The organism is Bradyrhizobium sp. USDA3516 (assembly GCF_057651995.1).
Window position 1 is genome coordinate 337,859 of the sequence record NZ_JBYGYN010000002.1, and the last position, 23,247, is coordinate 361,105.

The 23,247-nt window shown below is 64.3% G+C and carries 26 protein-coding genes; 13 read left to right on the forward strand and 13 right to left on the reverse strand.

Translation table 11 applies throughout. The features are described 5' to 3' along the window. The first annotated feature begins 18 nt into the window (after nt 1-18). On the forward strand, nt 19-723 hold the full coding sequence (locus tag AC24YW_RS07475) for a response regulator transcription factor (protein WP_487482118.1): 705 nt from the start codon (nt 19-21) through the stop codon (nt 721-723). Next, nucleotides 720-2,306, forward strand: coding sequence for an ATP-binding protein (locus tag AC24YW_RS07480; protein WP_487482119.1), 1,587 nt, complete (start codon nt 720-722; stop codon nt 2,304-2,306). The genes AC24YW_RS07475 and AC24YW_RS07480 overlap by 4 nt, the downstream gene beginning before the upstream one ends. An 85-nt stretch (nt 2,307-2,391) precedes the next feature. Here AC24YW_RS07480 and AC24YW_RS07485 read toward each other — a convergent pair whose 3' ends face one another. Beyond that, the gene (locus AC24YW_RS07485) at nt 2,392-2,532 is read right to left on the reverse strand and encodes a hypothetical protein (protein ID WP_487482120.1); all 141 of its coding nucleotides are present in this window, start codon (nt 2,530-2,532) and stop codon (nt 2,392-2,394) included. A 79-nt stretch (nt 2,533-2,611) separates the two neighbouring features. Here AC24YW_RS07485 and AC24YW_RS07490 point away from each other — a divergent pair, with 79 nt between their 5' ends. Together AC24YW_RS07490 and AC24YW_RS07495 are read left to right on the forward strand one after the other, a co-directional pair. After that, complete coding sequence (locus AC24YW_RS07490) at nt 2,612-3,181, forward strand: alpha-ketoglutarate-dependent dioxygenase AlkB (RefSeq protein WP_487482121.1); 570 nt, start codon at nt 2,612-2,614, stop codon at nt 3,179-3,181. Between the two features lie 234 nt (nt 3,182-3,415). Further along, nucleotides 3,416-4,345, forward strand: a complete 930-nt coding sequence (locus AC24YW_RS07495; protein ID WP_487482122.1) for an alpha/beta hydrolase — start codon at nt 3,416-3,418, stop codon at nt 4,343-4,345. Between the two features lie 69 nt (nt 4,346-4,414). Here the strand turns inward: AC24YW_RS07495 and AC24YW_RS07500 are convergent, their stop codons facing one another. From AC24YW_RS07500 to AC24YW_RS07540, 9 genes are all read right to left on the reverse strand, one after another. Continuing rightward, nucleotides 4,415-6,544: a putative bifunctional diguanylate cyclase/phosphodiesterase gene (locus AC24YW_RS07500; RefSeq protein ID WP_487482123.1), complete on the reverse strand. Its 2,130-nt coding sequence runs from the start codon at nt 6,542-6,544 to the stop codon at nt 4,415-4,417. A 47-nt stretch (nt 6,545-6,591) separates the two neighbouring features. Further along, nucleotides 6,592-7,947, reverse strand: coding sequence for a protoglobin domain-containing protein (locus tag AC24YW_RS07505; protein WP_487482124.1), 1,356 nt, complete (start codon nt 7,945-7,947; stop codon nt 6,592-6,594). 333 nt (nt 7,948-8,280) lie between these two features. Next, nucleotides 8,281-9,441 (reverse strand): PAS domain-containing protein, encoded by a 1,161-nt coding sequence (locus AC24YW_RS07510; protein ID WP_487482125.1) that lies wholly within the window; start codon nt 9,439-9,441, stop codon nt 8,281-8,283. Further along, complete coding sequence (locus AC24YW_RS07515) at nt 9,422-9,688, reverse strand: DUF3551 domain-containing protein (protein WP_487482126.1); 267 nt, start codon at nt 9,686-9,688, stop codon at nt 9,422-9,424. Before AC24YW_RS07515 ends, AC24YW_RS07510 begins: the two co-directional genes overlap by 20 nt. Nucleotides 9,689-9,769: 81 nt before the next feature. After that, entirely contained in the window at nt 9,770-9,997 is a 228-nt protein-coding gene (locus AC24YW_RS07520) for a hypothetical protein (RefSeq protein WP_487482127.1), read from the reverse strand. A gap of 264 nt (nt 9,998-10,261) precedes the next feature. Beyond that, complete coding sequence (locus AC24YW_RS07525; protein WP_487482128.1) at nt 10,262-13,414, reverse strand: efflux RND transporter permease subunit; 3,153 nt, start codon at nt 13,412-13,414, stop codon at nt 10,262-10,264. Next, nucleotides 13,411-14,487, reverse strand: coding sequence for an efflux RND transporter periplasmic adaptor subunit (locus tag AC24YW_RS07530; RefSeq protein WP_487482129.1), 1,077 nt, complete (start codon nt 14,485-14,487; stop codon nt 13,411-13,413). Before AC24YW_RS07530 ends, AC24YW_RS07525 begins: the two co-directional genes overlap by 4 nt. After that, nucleotides 14,484-15,599 (reverse strand): efflux RND transporter periplasmic adaptor subunit, encoded by a 1,116-nt coding sequence (locus tag AC24YW_RS07535; RefSeq protein ID WP_487482130.1) that lies wholly within the window; start codon nt 15,597-15,599, stop codon nt 14,484-14,486. The genes AC24YW_RS07530 and AC24YW_RS07535 overlap by 4 nt, the downstream gene beginning before the upstream one ends. Further along, nucleotides 15,596-16,357: a histidine kinase dimerization/phosphoacceptor domain -containing protein gene (locus AC24YW_RS07540; RefSeq protein ID WP_487482131.1), complete on the reverse strand. Its 762-nt coding sequence runs from the start codon at nt 16,355-16,357 to the stop codon at nt 15,596-15,598. Before AC24YW_RS07540 ends, AC24YW_RS07535 begins: the two co-directional genes overlap by 4 nt. Before the next feature lie 194 nt (nt 16,358-16,551). Between AC24YW_RS07540 and AC24YW_RS07545 the strand changes: the two genes are divergently transcribed. After that, nucleotides 16,552-17,205, forward strand: a complete 654-nt coding sequence (locus AC24YW_RS07545; RefSeq protein WP_487482132.1) for a TetR/AcrR family transcriptional regulator — start codon at nt 16,552-16,554, stop codon at nt 17,203-17,205. Nucleotides 17,206-17,215: 10 nt separating this feature from the next. Here the strand turns inward: AC24YW_RS07545 and AC24YW_RS07550 are convergent, their stop codons facing one another. From AC24YW_RS07550 to AC24YW_RS07560, 3 genes are all read right to left on the reverse strand, one after another. Next, nucleotides 17,216-17,857: a TetR/AcrR family transcriptional regulator gene (locus tag AC24YW_RS07550; RefSeq protein ID WP_487482133.1), complete on the reverse strand. Its 642-nt coding sequence runs from the start codon at nt 17,855-17,857 to the stop codon at nt 17,216-17,218. Nucleotides 17,858-17,862: 5 nt separating this feature from the next. After that, nucleotides 17,863-18,300 (reverse strand): hypothetical protein, encoded by a 438-nt coding sequence (locus AC24YW_RS07555; protein WP_487482134.1) that lies wholly within the window; start codon nt 18,298-18,300, stop codon nt 17,863-17,865. Between the two features lie 77 nt (nt 18,301-18,377). Then, complete coding sequence (locus AC24YW_RS07560; RefSeq protein WP_487482135.1) at nt 18,378-18,632, reverse strand: hypothetical protein; 255 nt, start codon at nt 18,630-18,632, stop codon at nt 18,378-18,380. A gap of 155 nt (nt 18,633-18,787) precedes the next feature. Here AC24YW_RS07560 and AC24YW_RS07565 point away from each other — a divergent pair, with 155 nt between their 5' ends. The 8 genes from AC24YW_RS07565 (at nt 18,788) to AC24YW_RS07600 (ending at nt 23,226) form a co-directional block, all read left to right on the forward strand. Beyond that, complete coding sequence (locus tag AC24YW_RS07565) at nt 18,788-18,988, forward strand: hypothetical protein (protein ID WP_487482136.1); 201 nt, start codon at nt 18,788-18,790, stop codon at nt 18,986-18,988. Continuing rightward, nucleotides 18,985-19,140, forward strand: coding sequence for a hypothetical protein (locus AC24YW_RS07570; protein ID WP_487482137.1), 156 nt, complete (start codon nt 18,985-18,987; stop codon nt 19,138-19,140). The genes AC24YW_RS07565 and AC24YW_RS07570 overlap by 4 nt, the downstream gene beginning before the upstream one ends. A 22-nt stretch (nt 19,141-19,162) precedes the next feature. After that, nucleotides 19,163-19,381, forward strand: a complete 219-nt coding sequence (locus tag AC24YW_RS07575) for a hypothetical protein (protein WP_487482138.1) — start codon at nt 19,163-19,165, stop codon at nt 19,379-19,381. A 40-nt stretch (nt 19,382-19,421) separates the two neighbouring features. Continuing rightward, nucleotides 19,422-19,721 carry a hypothetical protein gene (locus AC24YW_RS07580; RefSeq protein WP_487482139.1) on the forward strand — a complete coding sequence of 100 codons (300 nt, stop codon included), beginning with the start codon at nt 19,422-19,424 and terminating at the stop codon, nt 19,719-19,721. 23 nt (nt 19,722-19,744) lie between these two features. Then, a complete protein-coding gene (locus tag AC24YW_RS07585) occupies nt 19,745-20,344 on the forward strand; it encodes a PepSY domain-containing protein (RefSeq protein ID WP_487482140.1) in 600 nt (199 codons plus the stop codon). A 38-nt stretch (nt 20,345-20,382) separates the two neighbouring features. Further along, nucleotides 20,383-21,549 carry a DUF3734 domain-containing protein gene (locus AC24YW_RS07590; protein WP_487482141.1) on the forward strand — a complete coding sequence of 389 codons (1,167 nt, stop codon included), beginning with the start codon at nt 20,383-20,385 and terminating at the stop codon, nt 21,547-21,549. A gap of 30 nt (nt 21,550-21,579) precedes the next feature. Then, nucleotides 21,580-22,371, forward strand: a complete 792-nt coding sequence (locus AC24YW_RS07595; RefSeq protein ID WP_487482142.1) for an acetoacetate decarboxylase — start codon at nt 21,580-21,582, stop codon at nt 22,369-22,371. A 66-nt stretch (nt 22,372-22,437) separates the two neighbouring features. Then, the gene (locus tag AC24YW_RS07600) at nt 22,438-23,226 is read left to right on the forward strand and encodes a 3-hydroxybutyrate dehydrogenase (protein ID WP_487482143.1); all 789 of its coding nucleotides are present in this window, start codon (nt 22,438-22,440) and stop codon (nt 23,224-23,226) included. The last annotated feature ends 21 nt before the right edge of the window (nt 23,227-23,247 follow it).

Sequence of the window (23,247 nt, forward strand, 5' to 3'; positions counted from 1 at the left end):
GAGGACACGGAGAGTTACTTGGCGCATCGCATTCTCATCGTCGACGACGAAGGCCACATCCGCGAGGTCATCCGCGTCGCCCTGAAGAAGGCCGGCATGGACGTGATCGAGGCCCGCGACGGCAGGGAGGCGCTTGTCCGCTTTGCCGCCGACAAGCCCGATCTCATCGTGCTGGACATCGGCATGCCCGAGTTCGACGGCCTCGACGTCTGCCGCGAGATCCGCAAAGGCTCCGACGTGCCGATCCTGTTCCTGTCGGCGCGCGACGAGGAGATCGACCGCATCCTCGGCCTCGAGATCGGCGGCGACGACTACGTGACGAAGCCGTTCAGCCCGCGCGAGCTGGTGGCCCGGGTCAATGTCATCCTGCGCCGCCTCAGCCCGCGTAACGGCGAGGCCAAGGCCGGGCCCACCGCGCTGACGCAAGGCGGGCTGTTGATCGATCCCGAGCAGCATGTCGCATCCTTTGCCGGCACGCCGCTGAAGCTGACCGCGATCGAGTTCGGCATACTGCGCGCGTTCCTGACCCGGCCGACGTCGGTGTTCAACCGCGAGCAGCTGATGCGGGCCGCCTACCAGCTCAACATCCAGGTCTCCGACCGCACCATCGACAGCCATATCCGAAACATCCGGGCCAAGCTGGCAGCGCTGTCCTGCGACAACGTCATCGAGACCATCCACGGCGTCGGCTTCAAGCTCGGTCGCTGCGAGAAAGAGGCATGAGCGCGGCGCCCGACAAATGGCGGCCGTCGCTCACCCTCGTGATCTTCACGGTGCTGGCGACCGTCGGCATATTGCCTTTGGTCGGCCTGTTCTTCTTCCGTCTTTACGACAACCAGCTGATTCGCCAGACCCAGGCCGAGCTGATCGCGCAGAGCCGCGTGCTGGCGACGATCTATGCGCAGGAGGTCGCGGCCCGGCTCGACAGCGGCCTGGTGCTCGGCGCCGAGGTGCCGCCGGGCGTGCTGCCCGATCCGGGCGACCAGGTCACGCCGATCCGTCCCGCGCTCGACCTCACCGCGAACGACCTCCTGCGCCGGCGGCCCGACGCATTGCCCGCGCCTCAAGCAGCGCAGCCAGCCTATGTCGAGATCGGCGCCAGGCTGACGCCGATCATCCGCGAGACCCAGAAGGTGACGCTGGCCGGCTTTCGCATCCTCGATCCGCAAGGCGTGGTGATCGCCGGACGACAGGAGGTCGGGCAGTCGCTCGCCCATATCGAGGAGGTCGCGGACGCCCTGCACGGGCAATACCGCGCGACCTTGCGCAACCGCGTGCCGGACAAGCCGCCGCCGCCGATCTATTCCTTCAGCCGCGGCCTCGGAGTGCACGTGTTCTCGGCCATGCCCGTCATCGTCAACAATCGCGTCGCCGGGGTGATCTACACGACGCGGACGCCGAGCAACATTTTCGACCATCTCTACCAGGAGCGGGCCAAGTTCGTGCTGGCCGGCCTCGCCGTCATCCTCGGCACGATCGCGATCGGCCTCGTGTTCTCGCGCACCATCACGCTGCCGATGCGCGAGCTGATCGACCGCGCCGCCCGAATCGGCCGCGGCGACCGCGAGGCGTTCCAGCCGCTGAAGCATTACGGCACGCGCGAGTTCGCCCAGCTCTCGCACAGCTTTCTCGGCATGGCCGAGCAGCTGGCGCGGCGCTCCGACTATATCGCGACCTTTTCGGCCCATCTCACCCACGAGCTGAAATCGCCGCTGACCTCGATCAAGGGCGCGGCCGAGCTGCTGCAGGATTCGGTTCAGGGCAAGGCCGAGAGCCTGACGCCGGCCGAGCAGAACACCTTCATCGCCAACATCCTGTCCGACACCCAGCGGCTGGAGGCGATGGCGCAGCGGCTGCGGGAGCTCGCCCGCGCCGAGAGCCTGCCGCAGAACGAGCGCACCGAGCTGGCGCCCGTGATCGCCGATCTCAGAAGCCGGTTTCCGGCCAGCGCGATCGAGGCCAGCGGCAGCCTCGACCGGGCGATCGGCATGTCCTCGGAGAAGGCGCTGATCGTGCTGTCGCACATCGCCGACAATGCGGTGCGGCACAAGGCCGGGACGATCAGGCTGGAGGCGGTCGATGCGCGGACCAGCCTGCTCGTGACGGTCAGCAATGATGGCGAGCCGATCTCGGCGCCGAATCGCGACAGGATCTTCGATGCGTTCTTCACCACCCGCCGCGACCAGGGCGGCACCGGAATGGGGCTGGCGATCGCACGCGCGGTGATGGCGAGCCACGGCGGCTCGATCAGGCTCAAGCCCACTGACCAGGGTGCGGCCTTCGAGCTCCAATTCCCCGTCGCCTGAGGCGCGATGAACCATCGCCCCTCAGTCCTTTTTGTTTGGGCATGATCTATCCGGAAAACCGCGTCACACCTTTCCGGATCATGCCCTAGATCGCGAACACCCAGGCGGCGACGATGGTGCCGAGGGTGACGAGACCGGCGATGGTCCAGCCAGCGGCGTATTCCAGCTCGGGATGACCGGTCGCCCGCATGATCTCAATCGGATCGGCGGTATGCTTCTCTGCCATGACAGCCTCGCACGTTTCTTCCCGCGTCATAGATAAGTCGCACCAGCCGCCATTAGGTTCCATCACGGAAATGCGAGGCATGACGCAGCTAGGTCTGTTCGCCGACCCGCCCGAAGGCCCAGCCGGCCTTCGCTACACGGACGATTTTGTCGATCAGGCCACTGAACAGGATCTGATCGGCCGCATCGCAGCATTGCCGCTCCAGCGCTTTCAGTTCGGCGCCTTCGAGGGCAACCGCCGGGTGGCGTCGTTCGGCTATCGCTACGACTACACGCTGCAGCTTGTGGCTGAGGCCGATCCGATCCCCGACTGGGTGCAGCCGGTCGCGCGGCAGGCCGAGGCCTGGGCGGGGCTGCCGGAGGGCAGCGTCCGGCAGATGCTGTGCACCGAATACGAGGTCGGCGTCGGCATCGGCTGGCATCGCGACAAGCCGCATTTCGACAAGGTGCTCGGCCTGTCGCTGGGCTCACCATGCAACTTCCGCTTCCGCCGCCGCAAGGGCGAGACCTGGGAGCGCTACACGCTGGCGGCCCTGCCGCGCTCGCTGTACATGATGGACGGCGAGGCGCGGTCGCAATGGGAGCACAGCATCCCGCCGGTCGCGGCGCGGCGCTACTCCATCACCTTCCGGACCATGAAGCGGGCCTGACGGACCATCCAAGACAAAAACTGCGAAAACAACCCCATGCACAGTAGGAAGGCGGATCGGGGACGAGCCTCGGCGGCGCCGGACAACGGCCTGACGGATCGGGATAAAACGGCGGCTGCGCCCTGCCCGCCCAGGTGCCGCGAATTCGCCTCAAGGCCGGCTGACTAATGAGACGAATTGAAAAGACGAGCCAGATCAGCGAGCCAAGATGAGCCCCGCAAGGCCGCCACACCCATGAAGCATTTTCTGACATTTCTCCTGTTTCTGACCATGAGCGCAGCCTCCGCGCACGCACCCGTGCCGGGCCGGCTCCCGCTGCCTGCCGATAGCGTCCAGGCGGGCCTCACCGATTCCGACACCAGCGCCGGCGGCACCGCGCGGCTGTGCGAGCAGGTCACCTTCTCGCGCGGCCTGCGCTATGGCGAGAGCGAGGCCAATGCGCTCGATGTCGCGGCCAGCACGACCAAGGCCGACACGCCGCGGCCGGTGCTGCTGTTCGTGACGGGGGATACCTTCACCGGCGACCGCGGAGCGCCGGAACTGGTGCGCCAGATCCAGGACCAGGCGATGTGCTTTGCCGCGCGCAACGGCATGATCGGTGTCCGGGTCAATTATCGCCTGGCGCCGGCGGCGACCTGGCCGGCCGGCGCGGCCGATGTGGCGGCGGCGCTGTCCTGGGTCCATGGCAATATCGACCTCTTCAATGGCGATGCCCGCGAGATCGTCGCAGTCGGCTACGGCGCCGGCGCCTTCCACGTCGCGACCCTGCTGGCACACCCCGAGCTGCAGACCGCCGGTGCCGACGTCGCCGGCGTGGTGCTGGTGTCCGGGATCTACCGCGTCGGCAAGGACGCCAGCGACAGCGAGAAGGCCTATCTCGGCGGCGATGCCACCCAGTACGACAAGCGCTCGGTCTTCCCCGGCATCCTCAACGTCGACGTGCCGATCGTGCTGGCCTGGGCCGCGGACGATTCCGCCGGCCTCGTGGCGCAGGGCGAGACGCTGAAGAAGACGCTGTGCGGCGCCGGCCATTGCCCGCGCAGCACGCTGCTGCGCAGCCGCGACGGCATCGCGAACGCCTTCGGCCTCGACGGCTCCGGCGACAGCCTCGCAGAGCCGACGCTGCTGCTGGTGCGTCAGCTCGAGGCGCGCGGGCTGCCGTAGTCGTGGTGGGCCGCAGCGTGTTCACCTCCGACATCCGCCGAGCGTTCCGCTCCCGCAACACCGAAACGTTCAAGAGGCAGCCGCGTTCAGCGGAGAACCAACCCACTCATTCAGGTCAGCCGGTGCCGGTCTGCCGAGCAAATACCCTTGGACCAGATCTACCCCTTTGCCCCTCAGGTCATCCAGCTGCTCCTCGGTCTCGACACCCTCTGCAATCACCTGGACCCCCAGGCCGGCGGCCAGAGTCATGATCGAGGCCACAACCGCCTTGTTCGCCGCGTTAGTCACCAGGTCCTTGGTGAAAGATCGGTCGATCTTCACCTTGTCGAAGGGAAAGGAGACCACCGAACCGAGCGATGCGTATCCCACACCGAAGTCGTCCAGCGCGATGGAGATCCCGATGTTCTTGAGCTGGCGAAAGAGCAGAAGGTTTTCCTCTTTGTCCTGCAGCAGAATGGATTCCGTGACTTCGAACTCGAGCTGATCGGGCGACAGGCCGGTTTCCAGGAGAGTTCCAAGCACGGCGTCGAACAAGTCCGGACCGCGGAACTGCACGGGAGAAATGTTGACGGCAACCTTGATTCCCTTCGGCCACGATGCTGCGTCTACGCACGCCTGGCGAAGAATCCAGCGTCCCAAGGGCTCCATGAGGCCGGTCTCTTCAGCGATGCCGATGAAGCGATCCGGGTAAAGCAGGCCCTCGGAGGGATGACGCCATCGCACCAAGGCCTCCATCACACGCGGCTGCAGCGTCTTCGCATCGACGATCGGCTGATAGTGCAATTCGAAATCGCCCCGGCCCACGGACTCGCGAAGCTCGTTGATGAGCCGGTTGCGGGCTTGCGCGTTCTTGTGCATCTCTTTTTCGAAGAACCGGTATCCGTTTCGTCCCTCCGCCTTGACCCGGTATAGGGCGAGGTCTGCCTTGTAGAGCAGTTCGGATGCCGTGGAGCCATGCAGCGGTGCGAGCGCCAATCCGATACTCACCCCGACCGACACCTCCTGGTCCGCGATCGAGAACGGCACCGCCACGATTTCGAGCAGCGTGCTCGCGAGTCGTTCCGCCTGTTCCCGCCCTTCTCCAGAGCTGACCTGCACGATTGCGAACTCGTCGCCTCCCAGACGGGCGATCAGATCATTGTCGGCGGCAACCGACTCGAGGCGCCTGCTCAGCTGCTTGAGCAAGGCGTCACCGGCAGCATGGCCCAGCGTATCGTTCACCCACTTGAACCCGTCGAGATCCAGCAAATGGACGACCAGATCTTGTGCGCTTGCATCTTCTCCTGCGAGCCGGCTCGACAGATCTTTGATCAGGGCGGCTCTGTTCAACAGTCCCGTCAAAGCGTCGTGGCGAGCCGCATAGTGCACCAGCGCTTCGGCGTTCTTCCGAGCCGTGATGTCGACCCGGATAGCCATGTAGGCGACCGGCTTTCCCTCCGGACCGAGTTGAGGGGTAATCACCGTGTCGACCCAGTACAGGCTGCCGTCTTTCGCTTTGTTGCAGACCTCTCCGCGCCAGACCCCGCCGCGGGCAAGCTGACGATACATATCGCGGAAGAATCCACGCGAATGAACACCGGACTTCAGGATGCGGTGGTTGTTTCCAATGAGCTCGTCGCGGTTGTAGCCGCTGATCTCGCAGAACCGGTCATTGGCATAAGTGATCGTGCCGCGCACATCGGTAACCGCGACGATGACCGCCTGGTCAATGGCATATTGCTTCTCGATCAGCTCCTGCCTCGCCGCTTCGGCACGAAGCTCCGCATGGCGCAGCTCGGTGATATCCCGATGCCGTTCGACGAAGCCGCCCCCCGCCATGGGATGCATGTCGAGCTCTATGAACGTGCCGTCTTCAAGCCCGTAGCTGGTACGGAACCCTGCTCCGAGATCTGTCGCCGCCATATACTCGGCAATTCGGTCGCTCGCAGAGGTTCCGACAACCCGGGCATACCTGCTCGCCAGAAGCTCATGCACGCATGTCCCGGCCGCGACCTGCGAATGCGCCAGGCCGTACATGTTGCGGTGCAGCTCGTTGCCGATCACCAATCGCGACCGATCGTCGAAAACGCACAGACCGTGCGAGCTACTTTCGATGGCCGCATGAACCAGTCGCTCCCAGTCCATGGCCGGAACATCGTGACGGCCGATGGCAGGTCGTGAGGCCGGTGCGCATTCGGCCGCGGGCAGCACTTCGCTCATCGCAGGTGACTCGTATTGCGCGGTCGCATGATCATTTCGACGCAAGGTCAGGCGGCTTTGATTTCATCAAAGAATGCGTCGACTTCGAATCGGAGAGCCGATGCCTGGCCGGAAAGCGCCTCGGAGGCGCTCAGCAGCCTTCCCGCGGTCTGCCGGGTTTCAGCGGCGACCTGGCTCACGCCGGTTATGTTGCTGGATACTCCATGCGTGCCCTCGGCCGCCTGCTGGACGTTGCGCGCGATCTCGGCAGTCGCCACACCCTGCTCTTCCACCGCCGCCGCTATGACCGTCGCGATCTCGTTGACGGACCCGATGGTGCGGCCGATGTCCTGCATCGCCCCCACCGATTCTCTCGTTGCGGCCTGAATCGCGAGAATTTGCCCGCCGATCTCCCCGGTGGCCTTTGCCGTCTGCTCGGCGAGCGCCTTGACTTCGGAAGCAACGACGGCGAAGCCGCGTCCGGCTTCGCCAGCGCGCGCCGCTTCGATCGTGGCATTGAGTGCGAGCAGATTGGTTTGTCCGGCAATCGTGCTGATCAGTTCAACCACGTCGCCGATCCGCTGGGCGGCGTGCGCAAGACTCTGCACAGTCGCACCGGATCGTGCCGATTGCTCGACTGCGACCCTGACGATCTTCGTCGATTCGGAGACCTGGCGGCCGATCTCCTGGATCGAGGAGGTCAGTTGCTCGGTGGATGTCGCAACGGCCTGCACGTTCATCGACGCTTCTTCCGAAGCGGCGGCCACGGCACCCGACTGCTGGGTCGCCTGCGAAGAGCTGGCGGCCAGCATATTGGCTGCGCTCTGAAGGTTGGCGGCCGAACCACCGATCGTATCCACCACCGTCTTCATGCGGGCATCGAAGCTCGAAATTGCAGCAAAGATCCTCGCTTGACGCCTTTCCCGCTCGGCAAGCATTGCCTCCTGGTAGACGGAGATGGCGATCTCCATGTCGAGCATCACCGCGCAATTCACCGCGCCCAGGATCTCGCAGAGATGCGCTGGTCTCCAGCGGTAGCGCCGAATGGCAAGCGACACGAGCTGGTTCAGGACAAAGTTGTATCCACCGATGTACCAGCGCGGCTCCAGGCCGATCTTGTTGTGGACCATGCCGATGGCACGGACCCCCTTCAAGTATTCATCATCGAACCGCCCGTTGAACAATCGCGCCCAATGGGTACCCTGGGCCGATTTCAACCTGGGAATATCATTCCCAATCAGCGCGGCAAGCTGAGGCTCGCTCGTGACATGCCGATAGAAGCCGTCCAGAATGCGAGGAACGGCAGGTTCGGCGATCCCCCAGAACTCCCGCAACAGTTCCCCAGTGCGGGGCGAAATCCCCATGAAGCGCAGCCGGGACTGGCGTTGCTGGTCGGAATCGGCGCATGCGGGTACGTCGGTCATCGTGATGCTCTCTCAAAATCCGATTGCGCAAAAGAATGAATGGGCATCTGGCACCGGCGGCACGGCGCGGGGAGCGTGAGTCGATTCCGAAGCATCGAATGATTTGCATTGCCATGCTCGCACGCGTTGCCAGAACTCTACGCGCAGAACAATAATGCCGACCCTGCTAACCTTTTGTAAGGCAAAATTGGTGCTTGCGAGTCAGCCGAAGCAACCAGCGGGCGCGTCGATGCACAATACCGCGGCGATTGAACGCCAGATTTGATCGAGCGCCGCGTTGCTTACGCAAAATGCGACCATTTTTGCAGGATCAGCGCGGGCGAAGAGCCAATTTTAGCGCGGGCGCACGCCAGGCTTACCTGCCTCCGGAAACATGAACTCGACACCGGCTCTCACGAGGGCTGCTTCGATCGACGGAAGCGCCGGGTCGTCGTGGGACGGCGCAGCGTCCAGCTCCTCCAGGCGGCGAATGGTTGCACGCGAGATGCCGGCAGCATGCGCGAGGTCCATCACCGACCATCGCAGCAGGCCGCGCGCGGCCCTGATTTGCGCTCCGGTGATCCGGTGAGCGCCGGGCCGCGTCGAATTGCGGTCGAGATCGACGCTGATCCCGAGCCATTCCTTGATGTTGCCGACATCGTCGAGCACCGGCTGTCCGGTCGACCGCTTCCATCTGAAAGTGCCGTCGGCCTGGAGGAAACGGTGCACGACATCATAGCCGCGCTTCTCGCGGCTGGCGGCCGCACATACCCTGAGCATCTTTTCCTGGTCGTCTGGATGAATCAGCTGGAGCCAACCCGATTCGGACGAAATGATGTGGCCCGCTTGATCGCAGTTGATGATCTCGTGGATTCGTCCATCGGACTTGGCGACCCAGACCACCGCGCCAGCGGCCTTTATCAAGGCGCGGTAGCGCTCATCCGCAATTCGCAGCTGATTGAGCTGATCTTCCCGCGCCGTGACATCGGTGCAGACGCCAAGGGCCTTCTCCGCGACGCCCTCCGGATCGACGAAGATGATGATCTGACAGTAGATCCAGGCGATGTTGCCGCCGCGGCGAATGACGCGAAATTTCCGCCTGACGGTCGACGCTTTCTGGATGATACGCTCGACCTCGGCTTGCGCGCCACGATCATCCGGATGCGTCACCTGGAGGATGGCCGCAAAGGATGGCGTCATCTTTCCAGGCTCGAGCCCCAGAAGATCATAATACCCACGCGACCACTGCATTTCGTTGGTCCGCAGATTCCAGCTCCACAGGCCGCAACGCAACTCACGCTCGATAATCCCGAAGTTCTCTTCGGTGCCTCCCTTCAAGAGGTCCAACATTTCTTGCTCTTGTTGATCCAGGTGCCGAACAGTTAGCAAAGTTGGGAAGGTTGTCCAGCCGTATGCCGGCTTGTCCGACTTCGCGTTGGATGGCGATGACGTCGATCGATGTCCATATGGCGGAAAACCACCGCTAGCCGACAGATCATTGGCGATGACGAGCATGCATCTTCGCAGCATGTGCAGACGATGCGTCCACCTCGCTGCCAGCACTGCGAAAGCAGCTCCCGCCACGCCCGGCAATGGCCGCGACGCATTGATCGATGGTCTCGAAGGTGCAACTGCGCACGCCCGAGTCGTAGTCCAGTCGGCAGACCGCGGATTCTCTTGCCGCGTCCTGCTCCAAGGGAATCAGAATCGCCGCGGCCGTTGCCACTACGACAAGGGCGGCGAAGCCGAAAATCCTTTCCATGCTCGTTCCCCCATCCGATTGGCGCTGAGGTCCACTACGCCCTCAGCGAGAGGGCCCCGTTGTCTGCAGCTGCCTCACGGGCTAATCGCAGACGAGATATCTGCGATGACGTCGATAGACGTAGTAGCAGTCGCTACTTGCGTAATAGCTGGAGCGCGCGCCGCCATAGGCGTATCCGGCATAGGCGCCGGCCGCGTATGAGGCGGCATATGATGCCGCACGCGCGCCATAGCCATATCCGTGCACACCGCCATAGCGATAATTGCCGGCACCGCCGATATTGATTGCCGTCGTGCGTGCGGCGTTCACGACGGGGGGCGCTCCGCCGACGCCTCGCGCTGCGAGACCGGCGCGCGGCCCAGGTGCCGGCCCGGGCCCAGCGAAGGGGCCGGGCCGAGGCGCGCCAGCGAAGGACGGCGGAGCTGCCGCAGCCATTGGAGGTGGCCCGGCCGGCGCCATCGGTGGCGGTGGCGGAAATTGCGCGAACGCAGCCATGGGTACGAGCGCACTCGCGGCGACCGTCGCAGTCAACACAAAGCTCGATGTTCTCTTCGAACGCATCGTCGTCTCCGTCTAGATCTGGGCCTCGAGCACAGGCTCGGGTACGTGGTGAGTTGCGGTCTGTTCGGCCGACGCCGCCTCCATCGCAACAGAGTCGGGCCGATGGGAAGGCAATGCACCGGCATCGTCAGGATGGATCCGGAACCAGGCCACATAGAGCGCGGGCAGGAACAGCAGGGTCAGCAGCGTGCCCACGATGATGCCGCCCATCATGGCGTAGGCCATCGGGCCCCAGAAAATCTCCCGCGCGATCGGAATGAGCGCGAGACTTGCGGCGGCCGCAGTGAGAAGGATCGGTCGCATGCGATGCTCGGTTGCCTCGACGACCGCATCCCAGGCCGGCCTGCCCTCCTTCCTCAGATCCTCGATCTGCACGATCAGGATCACGGAGTTTCGCACCAGGATTCCGATCAGCGCGAGCACGCCGAGGATCGCGACGAAGCCCAGCGGCGCGCCGCTCGGGAGCATGGCCATGACGACGCCGATCAGCGCGAGCGGCGCAACGGCGAACACCAGGAACAGGCGCGAAAAGCTCTGCAGTTGAAGCATCAGCACCGTCGCCATGACGAACAGCATCAGCGGCGCCACCGCGATGATCGGCCCCTGGCTCTTGGCACTCTCCTCCACCGAGCCGCCGGTCTTGATCGAATAGCCCGCCGGCAGCTGCTTGGCGAATTCCGCGACTTTCGGCGCGAGCTGGTCGACGACCGTCTTCGGCTGAACGTTGCCGACGACGGCGGCCTTCAGCGTAATGGTCGGAATCCGCGCGCGGCGCCAGATCGTGGGCTGCTCCAGCTCGTAGCGCAGATTGGCGACGGCCCCGAGCGGCACCGGTTGGCCGCCGAGCCCGGTCAATTGCAGGTCGCGCAGCGTGTCGATCGAGGCGCGCTCGTTCGCCGTCGCACGTCCCGTGACGTTGACGAGATAGATGCTGTCCCGCACCTGCGTGATCGGCGAGCCCTGCAGCACGGAGTTCAGCGTGGTGGCGATGTCCTCCGAGGTCAGGCCGAGCTGGCGCGCCTTGTCCTGGAACACGTCGACCTTGACGACGCGGGCCGGCTCCATCCAGTCGAACACCACGTTGCCGAGATCGGGACTACTCCGCACGATTCCTGCAAGCTTCTGTGAGAGATCGCGCACCTTGGCGATGTCGGGCCCGCTGAGACGGTATTGTACCGGCCGCCCGACCGGAGGGCCGACCTCGAGCAGCTTGACATAGGTGTCGGTGCCCGGGAACGTCCTCCTCAAATAGTCCTCGAACTGCGCCTTGAGCCGGTCGCGCGTCGGGATGCCGCCCTTCGTCACGATCACCTGCTGGCCGAACCAGGTGTTGGCGGTCTGAACATCGAACGACAGCACGAAGCGCGGCGCGCCAGTGCCGACATACGTCGACCAGTGCTCGACCGATTGGTTGCCCTGCAATTGCTCGCGCTCGAAACGCGCCATCTGCATGTTGGTCTCGGTGATCGAAGCGTTCTGCGGCAGGTTCCAGTCGATGACCAGCTCGGCCCGGTCGGACGAGGGGAAGAACTGCTGCTGCACGAACTGCAAGCCGAACAAAGCGAGCAGGAACGCGCCCACCGTCACGGCGACGGTGCTCCAGCGGTGATGCATGCAGAATACGAGGAGGCGCGCAAACATCTGCGCCAGGCGGCCCTTCTGCTCGTGATGTCCCTTCATCTTTGCCGGCAGGATGGTGACGCCCAGCAGCGGCGTGAACAGGACGGCCACGACCCAGGAGACGATCAGCGATACCGCGATCACCACGAACAACGTAAAGGTGAACTCCCCGGCGTTGCTGCTGTTGAGCCCGATCGGGATGAAGCCAGCCACGGTGACCAGCGTGCCCGTCAGCATCGGAAATGCGGTCGACGTATAGACGTGGGTTGCAGCTTTCTCTAGGGGATCGCCGACCTCGAGCCGGGCCACCATCATCTCGACGGCAATCATGGCATCGTCGACCAGAAGACCAAGCGCGATGATCAGGGCCCCCAGGGAAATGCGTTGCAGCGAGATGCCGCAATAGGCCATCACAACGAAGGTGATCGCGAGCACGAGCGGAATGGCGATCGCGACCACGAGACCGGCACGCATCCCCAGGCTCAGGAAGCTGATGCCGAGCACGATGATCACGGCCTCGAACAGCGCTTCGGTGAAGCCGGAAACGGCATGTTCGACCACGACGGGCTGGTCAGCAACGAGGTGCACGCCGACGCCGATCGGCAGGTCGGCGATGATCCTCCTCATCTCCTCCTTCAGCGCCTCGCCGAACTGGAGCAGGTTGGCACCGGACTTCATGCCGATCGCGAGCGCAATGGCGGGCTGACCGTTGTATCTGAACAGCGTCGACGGCGGATCGGCATAGCCGCGCGTGATCGTGGCAACATCGGTCAGCGGGAAGAAGCGATCATTGATGCGCAGATTGACCGTCTTCAGGCTCGCCTCGGAGGCGAACTGGCCGTTGACGCGGACGCTGATCCGCTCCGGCCCCTCCTGGAACACGCCGGAGGGCGCCACCGCGTTCTGACCTTGCAGCGAGTTCATGACGGCGTGGATATCGAGGCCGAGCGCCGCGATCTTGCGGGTGGAGAATTCTAGGTAGATCACCTCGTCCTGCGCGCCGAGAATGTCGACCTTGCCGACATCGGGCACGGTCAGCACCTTGGCCCTTACATCCTCGACCCGGTCGCGGAGCTGCCGCTGGCTCAAGCCGTCGCTGGTGAAGGCGTAGACGTTGCCGAAGACGTCACCGAAGCGGTCGTTGAAACCGGGGCCGACCACGCCTTGCGGGAAATCGCCCTTGATGTCGGCGATCATGTTGCGGACGCGCACCCAGGTCGGCTTGACGTCGGCCGCCTTGGTCGAATCGCGCAAGTAGACGAAGACGGTGGTCTGGCCTGCGACCGTCACGCTCTTGGTGTAGTCGAGCGATTCCAGCTCCTCGAGCTTCTTCTCGATGCGGTCGGTGACCTGGCGCGTCATTTCCTCCGGTGAGGCGCCCGGCCACTGCGCCTGGATCACCATGGTCTTGATGGTGAAGTCAGGATCCTCCTGTCGTCCCAGCTGGAGATAGGCAAACAGGCCGGCCGCCATGAAGGCGATCATGAAGTACCAGACGAGCGAGCGGTGGCCGAGCGCCCAGTCGGAGAGGTTGAACGACTTCATGGCTCTTGATCCTGTTCGATGCGGACGTGCTGTCCCGGCTTGAGGCTGTGAATTCCGGCGGTGACGACGCGGGTGCCTGCGGCAAGCCCGCCGGTGACGCGGATGCCCGCCTGTTCGGCGATGCCTTCGATCTTCTGCAGCGAGACGGTGCCGGCGGACCGGTCCACCACCCAGACGAAATCGGCCCCGTCCCTGGCGAGCACCGCCGATGCCGGCAGGCGCAGGACTTTGCTCTGATCCTTGCCGAACCTTGCCGTGACGGTCGCGCCGAGACGGAAGCTTGCGGGCGGATTGTCGAGGGCAATCCGGACACGTCGCAGCCGCGTCACCGCATCGGCTTGCGGCGCGATTTCGCGAATCCTGCCCTCGACCTGAACGGTGGGGAGGAGTTGCAGGCTGACGGTGAGGGGGAGCCCGACCTCGAGCGGCACCGGCAGGTCCTCACCGATGTCGACGACCGCCTCGCGAACGTCCGGGCGCGCGACCGTCACCACGGTTTGCCCCGGCGAGACCACCTGGCCGACTTCCGCGCCGACGGCGGTGACGACGCCGCCGAAGTCGGCCTTGATGCGGGCATAGCCGAGTTGCTCGACGGCCTTGGTCAGGCTCGCCTGCTCCTGCGCAACGCTTGCTTCGGCGCCGGCGCGGGCCTGCTCGGCATTATCGAGCGTCTGCCTGGTGGTCGCATCGCTGGTGATGAGCGTGCGTTGCCGCTCCTCCGTGGCCTTGGCGGTCACAAGCTGCGCCTCGGCCTTGGCAAGCTGAGCTTTCGCCGCGCGAACGGCGAGATCGAGCGCGATGGGATCAATCGTGCCGATGATTTGTCCTTCGCTGACGACATCGCCAACGTTGACCGGACGCGACGTCAGGCGTCCGAGTACGCGAAAGCCAAGGTTGGTCTTGTAGCGCGGCTCGACGATGCCGACCGCGACCGTGCTGTCACCACTATTCGGCGTGGCTACCATCGAGAGCACGGGACGCACGGGCTCCGGCGCCTTCGTCTCCTGCTGGCAGCCGGTCAGCAACGCGGCCGCCGCGACCGTGCCAGCGATCATCATGACCCGTCGCTTCATGACTGACCTTCCTCCTCAGTGACCGGTTGACCGACGCTCAGGAGCTTGCCGCCGTCGACGACGACGCGCTCGCCGGGCTCGAGGCCAGCCTTGATCAGCACCTGACCGGCTTCATAAGCGCCGACCGTGACCGGCTTCAGCGACGCTGTCTGCGTCCTGGGGTCGACGATCCAGACGGCAGGCCTGCTACCCGCGGCCATCAGCGCGCGCCAGGGCAGGGTGATCTCGTTCTGAGCTTTCGCCTTCACCGTCCCCGAGACGGCGCTGCCCAGCGTCATCGCAGCCGGCGGATTCGCGATGGACACCTTGACGCGGATCGTGGAGCTCTTCGCGTCAATAACAGGTGAAATCTCTCTCACCTCTCCCGTCGCCGTCACGCTCGGGTCGGAGAGCAGTGTCAATGCGACGTCGTGGTTCTCGGTCTGACCGAGGAAGACGGATTCGTAGACCTCGAAGACGGCATCCCGCTCCCCGTCCTGCGCCAGCGAGAACACGGGCTGGGCGGCCGGAACGACCTGGCCGACCTCGAGATTTCGCGCGGTGATGACGCCGTCCGCTTCAGCGCGCAGGAGGGTATATCCGAGCGCATCGCGCGAGGTGCCGAGCTGCGCCCTGGCAGCCTCGAGCACACCCTCCGCGGTTCGCAGGCCTTCCTGGGCCTGGTCGTAAACGGTGCGGGTGGTGAAGCCGCTTGCGATCAGCGCTTTCTGCCGTTCGAACGTGGCCTTTGCCACGCGCAGCTGGGCTTCGGCGGAGGCCAAAGCCGCGGTCGCAGCATCGACATCGGCCTGTTGCTCGGCCGGATCGAGCCGAGCGAGGACGTCGCCCTTGTTCACGTGAGCACCGACGTCCGCGGTGCGAGCGATCACACGGCCGCTGACGCGGAACGAAAGATCGGCACGGAAGCGCGCCTGGACTTCTCCCGTCAACGTGCGAGAGGATTCCCGATCGCGCGGCTGTACGATCGTGGTCCGGACCAGCGCTGCCCGTGTGGTCGTCTGCGCCGCGTGATCGTTGCAACCTGTCAACGCAATGCTGACAAGCACGGAAGCCGCGGCGAAGGCCTTCCCCACATTTGGCGTTCGAACGAGACTCGGCAATCGGCTTGTCATGGCGCGTCCATATGATGGAAAGGTGACAACAGCCGGCCGAGCGCATCGGCGGATTGGCGGTTCGAAGCGGTGACTCTCGTGCGGCGCGGCGTCCTCATCTGCCGCGTTGCGATCGACCAGTTCGCCGCGCGCTCGCGTTCGGTCAGCGGGAAGGAGAGGACGATCGAGGTGAATTCCGCTCCGAAACCCTGCTCGATGCGGCCGCCGAGAGCCCGTGCGATATCCCTTGCAACGCGCAATTCGCGATCGGAAGCTTCCCGCGCGGGACGCGAGCCGTTGTCCAGGATCACGCAGTTCACCAGCGCACCGATGCGCGTCAGCTTGATCCTGATCTGTCCGGCCCGTGCATCGAAACAAGCGTGTCGTGCCGCGTGCATCACGAGCTCATGGACGATCAGCCCCAGATGCCAGCACCGCTGCGGCTGAAGTGCGAGGGGCTGCGTCGCGAATGCCAGCTGAATGTTCATCCGGTCGAGGACCGCCCGGCGCATGCCGCAGCCCAGCTTGCGGATGTAGGTCGCAGCCTGGATCAAGGTGTCGCCCGACGGCATCCCGAGCGCACGATGCACGTCGGCATAGCCGTGCAGCAGCTCGGCGACGTCGCTAAGCGCGCCCTTGGCTTCAGCCCCTTCGGCACGGATGGCGGCGGCGGAGACCAGATTGATGGCGAAGGCCACACCGTTGGTGACCCTGTGATGCAGCTCGCGCAGCAGCACGCCTTCCGGCAAGCCTGGCGGGTCTGGGTTCAGAACAGTCACGACATTCTCCTCAGTTCGGATCGGGCGTCAGGCCGGGCGCGTCATCCTTTGCGGCCTCCAGGCCGGGCCCTTGCGGCGGCGAGCGGGTCGACATAAATGAACTAAACCGTATATTTTCTTTTTCTTGCCTTTCTTCCCGCGCCGTGTCAAGCGGGAAGCAGACGCGCACAGACTCGTGATCGGGAGTTCCTGAGATGAAGAAGACCAAACGAGGCAGACCGCCCAAGGACCTTGCCGGCGATGCACAGGCCCGCATCCTCGATGCCGCTCAGCAATTGTTTCTGGAGAAGGGATACCGCAGCGCGAGCATCGACGACATTTCCGAGCTCGCGCCCGCCAGCAAACCGACGATCTACGCCCACTTCCCAGGCAAGGAAGCACTGTTCGCGGCGGTGGTGGCCCGCACCGTCGACGGCCTGATGGATTTCGACGGCTTCGTGCCGGAAGGGCGCACCATCGAGGACAAGCTGATGAGCCTCGGGACCGCGATCGTCGAGAGGTTCCTGGAGGAATCGCTCGGGATGGTGCGCACCACGATCGCGGAATCGCAGCGGTTTCCGGAGCTGAGCCGCAATGTTCATGACGCTGCCCGCGACCGGTCTCTGGCCGCAGTGTCCCAGCTCCTGGACGACGCCACTCAGAAGCTGGCTCGCACGCCGAGAGGCCCGTTCAGCGCCAAGCGGAGCCGCGCCACCGCGCAAATCTTCCTCGATCTGATTTTGCTGCCGATGCTGTTTCGCGCCCTGGTCGGCGAGACCTCGAAGGACCTGGAGAAAGAACTTCGTGGCTTCGTGCGCGAGCGCGTCGGCTTTTTCCTCGCCGCCTGCGAGACGGACTGGACGCACTAGCTCATCCGCACTAGCCGGCGACCTTGAGCTGCACGTGAGCCGTCGTCTCGGCCGGCTGCAGCAATGGCGCCCTACGCAAAGCGCTCGCACAAAAACTCAACATCTCCTCGAAGCTTGGTCGGAGCGTCGCAGCTCCGATCCGCGCTGGATTGAGATGGACATCCATGGCTTCCAGCACGCAGCAGGTCAGCGCCATCGGATTGCCGCCCTGCAATTCCCCGCGTGCCTGCCCGGTGCCAATGATCGGCCGCACCAGCCCTCGGATCTTGTCGTCGTAGGCGAGAACGACCGTCCAGTTCTGACGAACGGCTAGACTTATCAGATCTTGCAATCGTCGATGCTTCGCCGGTCGACCTTCATTGCAGTCGGCGATGGCCTTCAGGATTGCGGCCAGGCGTTGCAACGTTGACCCACTGCCGTGAGCCGCCTCAGCCGCCGCACTGACCGCCTCCTCGAGCACCTGCTCCACCACGGCCTCCTCGATCGCCCGCCGCGAGGGAAAGAATCGATAGACGCTTGCCGAAGACATCGCCAGACTCCGCGCGATGTCGGCGACAGTGGTCTTGTTGTGTCCCATCTCGCCATAGAGATGGATGGCGGCCTGCACGATCCGGCAAGCGCTCCTCGTTCGATTGTCGATCTGCTCGCGCATGCTTGTCACCGCACCGGAAGGTTCATCAGCTCGCTGCGGCAGGCTTCACCGAAGTCGCGCAATGGATCCATCTCTTCGATGAAGTCGGGCAGGTCAACGAAGGTCCGATTGGGCGACAAATAGGTCTCGATGATCAGACGACCGGCGCGCTCGGCGGCATGCACGACCTCATCACTCGAAAGGATCCGCATGCGGCCGACCAGCGTGTACAGGCTGACGAGCTGCGGGATTTCCGCCCGGTCGCTCACGAGCGCGTCGGCGTAGAGCCGCGATGCCTCCTCGATGAAGCTGCGATACAGCCGTTCGCGCTTCGAGAACGAGCGGGCATGATGACGTTCTCGAAGCCTTCTGCGCTTGCTAAACCAGGCACTGACGATCGTCGAAACCGCGCCGAACGCCGAGCCGCCGAAGGCGGCCAGGGCGGGTATGTAGACCGTACTCATGAGATCGCTCCTCGGTCCGTCCCGGGCGGATGCAATTCGAGGCGCAGCCCCGCCGCATCAGCCACGGCATCGCTCCTTCATCTGCCCTTCGCCGAGCCGGTGGTTGCGTGGTCGAAGACCACTTTGCACGCCGCGCTCAGATCCGACTTTCTCTGCCTCAGGCAAGCTTCGACGCCTGACGGATCGGGAATGTAGGCACTGCACAGACGAAAGGCGTCGGGCGTGCACGCCGCCCGCTGTTCCGCCGTGCCCTGGTTCTCCTGGGCAAGAGCTGCTGCGCTGCCAAGCGCGAATACGGCGCTTGCGAACAACGCCGGCACCAATCTCATCATGTCAGATCCCTTCTCTGCTGGAGGCTTCTGGTTGAACCTGGCGGAGCCTCGCCGCCCTTGATCCTGCCCACGCGTTTGTGACGCACTCGTCTTGACTTCGCCGCGACGCATGACTTATATGAACTATACGGTGTATTTTATTAAGGAGACGCGAAATGTCAACACTGCTGTTTGCGTTGATGCGCGAAAATCCGTTGCCCGGCCTCGCGGCCGCATCGCTGAACGTGATTGTCGCCTTGTGCCTCGTGACCCTGAGCGTGCTGCTTGGCATCACGATCGCGATGATCGCGTGGGCCCATTCACTTGCCGCGCGCGCGCCTAGGGCGGTTCGGCTGGAGCGGAGCACCCTCGCATGACACCGGCCCTCCTGATCGCGCGCGACTGCATCATTTACTGGGTCAACGTCTGGATCGCGCCGGTCGAATGCGTATTCGACGCGATCGAGTCCGAGCTCGCACGCAGGGGCGTCGCGCCTGAAGAGGCTGACCGCCTCATGCACAGGGCGTGAGACGACGGTGGGCGCGCCTGACATGCTGAACTTCATCGAAGTCTTCGACGTGATGGAAGTGAGTCCGACGAGTGGGGAGGCCATCTGGACCGGTCGCACCGGAACACGAACGGCGCTCCAGCGCGACGGATTCACGATCGACCCGAAAGCCAGCGCCTTTTGTCCAACGGACTGGCTCGACGAGCGTGGCTATCTCGATGTCGAGCTCGCACGCCGGCACCCGCGGCCCTGGAGTATCTGAAGATGAGACGGACTGATGTGCCCGTCGGGAGCGACCTACCGTGAGCCGACGATCCGCAATGTTCATGCGTGCGAGCCCGCCGACCGAGTCCGCCCTGCCCTTGCGCGGCTATTTCCTGTCGGTGGGTGGCGCGCTGGTCTGCCTGCTTCTGCTGGCGAGCTGGGTGTTGCCGCCGCAACTGCCGGCTCATCCCGCCGAGCCGGATCCTGCACGGCCCCCCATCCGCATCCACTCCGACGTGAAGCTACCGGAGCGCATCGTGATCGATACCAATCAGTCGCTGCCGGGGCCCTCCGACAAGGAGATCGTCGTCGCGCACTCGCCGGCGGCGAATGATTGACCGACCAGACCGGGATTGATCCGATGTCGAAACAACATTTGTTTGCACTGATCGTGTGGTCCGCCACGCTCGCCGCCGGCGCCGCCGCCGCGGACGTCCGCAATTTCTCCGGGGTCGACAGCCAAGGTACGACTTCGCAAAGCGATACCGAGGAGGCCGCCATCCGCCGCGTCCTCTCGGAATTCCGCACCACACGCATCACCCTCAGCCGCGCCATGGCGATCGCGGAACAATTGCATAGCGGCTCGAAGACGGCCGACATCAGCTTCGAATCGGCGGGCTCGCCCCTCTACCGCGTTCGCACCATCAGGAATGAACACGTGTGGGAAAACGCCATTGACGCCAATACCGGCGGAATCACCGGAAAGGAGCTGACGTTCTCGCTGAAGGAGCTCGACCGGGAAGACCTCGCCAACATCCTGACCCTCAGATGGATCAAGCAGGAATTGTCGGATGCCGTGCAGATCGCCGAGAGAGCGACAAGCGGCAGCGCGTTGGCCGGTGGACTGATGCGTCAGGACGGCAAGCTCAATTTCGTGATCGTGGTCGCCAGCGGCGACCATTTGAAAGAAGTGATGCTCGAGCCGCCCAAAGTCGCAAAGCAGGAATCGAGCCGCCACTAACAAGCCATAGCTATCACCATTCAAAGAGCCCAACCAGCATGAACTTCCAGCCTCGACCGCAGCTCTCACCCGCACAGCGGCAGCTTCCCTTCGACTGCATCGCCCTGCTCCTCCAAGGAGGCGGTGCGCTCGGCGCCTACCAGGCGGGCGTCTACGAAGCCCTCGCCGAAGCCAGCATTCACCCCGATTGGGTCGCCGGCATCTCGATCGGCGCGATCAATGCCGCGATCATCGCCGGCAACCCGCCGGAGTCGCGGGTCGATCGGCTGCGCGAATTCTGGACTCAGGTCACCTCGACGGCACCCTGGGATTGGTCGCCTTTCGGCGATTGGACGAAGAGCGACGGCACGCGCAACCTCATCAACCAGATGAGCGCCGGTCTGGCGGCCACGTGTGGCGCGACCGGATTCTTCTCAGCCCGTCCCGTTCTGCCCTGGCTGCAGCCAGGTGGCGCCAGCGATGCGACCAGCATCTATGACACGCGCGCGCTCAAGACCACGCTGGAGCGGCTGGTCGATTTCGACCGGCTCAACAGCGGACCGACGCGCTTCAGCGCCGGTGCGGTCAACGTCAGAACCGGTAATTTCGTCTATTTCGACAATACGACCCACACCATCCAGCCCGAGCACATCATGGCGAGCGGCGCCCTGCCGCCGGGCTTTCCGGCGGTGGAGATCGAGGGCGAGCATTATTGGGACGGCGGTCTCGTTTCCAACACCCCGCTGCAATGGGTGATCGAATCGGATGCCCCGCAGGACATCCTGGCGTTTCAGGTCGACCTCTGGAGCGCGCGCGGCCAACTTCCCGCCAACATGGCCGAAGTGATCACACGGCACAAGGAAATCCAGTATTCGAGTCGTACGCGCGCCAGCACCAACCAGTTCAAGCATGTGCAGCGCCTGCGGCGCGCGCTCACGGATCTGCTCGGCCGGCTGCCCGACGATCTCAGCCAGCACGAGGACGTGAAGCTGCTCAGCACGGCGGTCTCCCGCAACGTCTACAACATCGTCCATCTCATCTATCGCGCGCGCAACCACGAGGGACACTCCAAAGACTACGAGTTCTCGCGGCTATCCATGCAGGAGCATTGGCGCGCCGGCTACCACGACGCCCTGCGCACGCTGCGCCATCCCGAGGTGCTCGCGCGCCCTTCGAGCCCCGACGGGGTCTTCACCTTCGATCTCGAACATGACGGCCGCGAATAGGCCCGATCTCATCGCCTGGAGAGAACGCAAATGCGCGAGACTGACGTGAAGCAACGGGCCTTCGCCATGCCGCTGACCAACCCGGCCTATCCGCCCGGGCCGTACCGGTTCGTCGACCGCGAATACCTGATCATCACCTATCGCACCGATCCGGCCAAGCTAAGGGCCGTCGTTCCGGAGCCGCTCGAGGTCGACGAGCGAGAAGCGCTCGTCAAATACGAATTCATCCGCATGCCCGATTCCAACGGCTTTGGCGATTACACCGAAAGCGGCCAGGTCGTTCCCGTCTCGTTCCGCGGACGCAAGGGCGGTTACACCCATTGCATGTTCCTCAACGACGAAGGACCTATCGCAGGCGGACGCGAGCTCTGGGGCTTTCCGAAGAAGCTTGCGCAACCGACCTTGCAGACCGAGATCGACACGCTGATCGGTACGCTGGATTACGGCCCCGTGCGGGTCGCCACGGGGACGATGGGCTACAAGCACCGCGAGGCCGATCTGGCGAAGGTCATGGCTGCACTCAACGAACCGAACTTCCTGCTCAAGATCATCCCGCACGTCGACGGCAGCCCGCGCATCTGCGAGCTCGTTCGGTACCATCTCGAGGACATCGTGTTGAAGGGGGCCTGGACCGGACCGGCGGCCTTGGCCCTCACACCACACGCCTTGGCGCCGGTTGCCGAGCTGCCGGTTCTGGAGATCGTCTCAGCCATCCACATCCGCGCCGACCTCACGCTCGGTCTCGGGGCGGTTGTGCATGATTATCTGCAACAGCCGGCCCGCGGCTCAATTCGCGCCGGTGAGAAGGCTCTGGTCTTCTAATATTGAGCGCGTCGCGAGCGGCAGCGCAGGGGTCCATGGTTCGCGTTTTACGAGGAATTGTACGAGATGGGAATTCTGAAAGGTAAGACGGCTGTCGTCACGGGCTCTACCAGCGGCATCGGCCTCGCCTGCGCGCGGGCGTTCGCCAGCGCGGGCGCGAACGTCGTGATCAACGGCATGGGAGCGCCCGCAGACGTCGAGGCGGCGCGCGCCGCGATCGCACGCGACTTCGCCGTCAAGGCGATCTACTCGCCTGCGGACATGATGAAGCCGAGTGAGATCGCCGGGCTCATCGCCCTCGCCGAGGTGAGCTTCGGCAGCGTCGACGTCCTGGTCAACAATGCCGGGATCCAGCATGTCGCGCCGATCGAAGACTTTCCCACCGAGACGTGGGATGCGATCATCGCCATCAATCTGTCCGCCGCCTTCCGTGCCATCCGCGCGGCGGTACCAGGCATGAAGAAGCGCGGCTGGGGCCGCATCATCACCACGGCCTCGGCGCATTCCCTGGTCGCCTCGCCCTTCAAGTCGGCCTATGTCGCCGCCAAGCACGGCATCGCGGGCCTCACCAAGACGGTGGCGCTGGAGCTCGCGCGTTCGAAGATCACCTGCAATTGCATCAGCCCCGGCTACGTCTGGACGCCGCTCGTGGAAAAGCAGATCCCGAACACGATGGCGGCCCGGCGCATGCGGAGGGATGAAGTCATCAACGACGTCCTGCTCGCCGCGCAGCCGACCAAGGAGTTCGTCACCGTGGAGCAGGTCGCTGCGCTCGCGCTATTCCTGTGCAGCGACGACGCCGCTCAGATCACGGGCGCCAACCTCGCGATGGATGGCGGCTGGACGGCAACATAGCCCGCTTGCAATCACGGAACT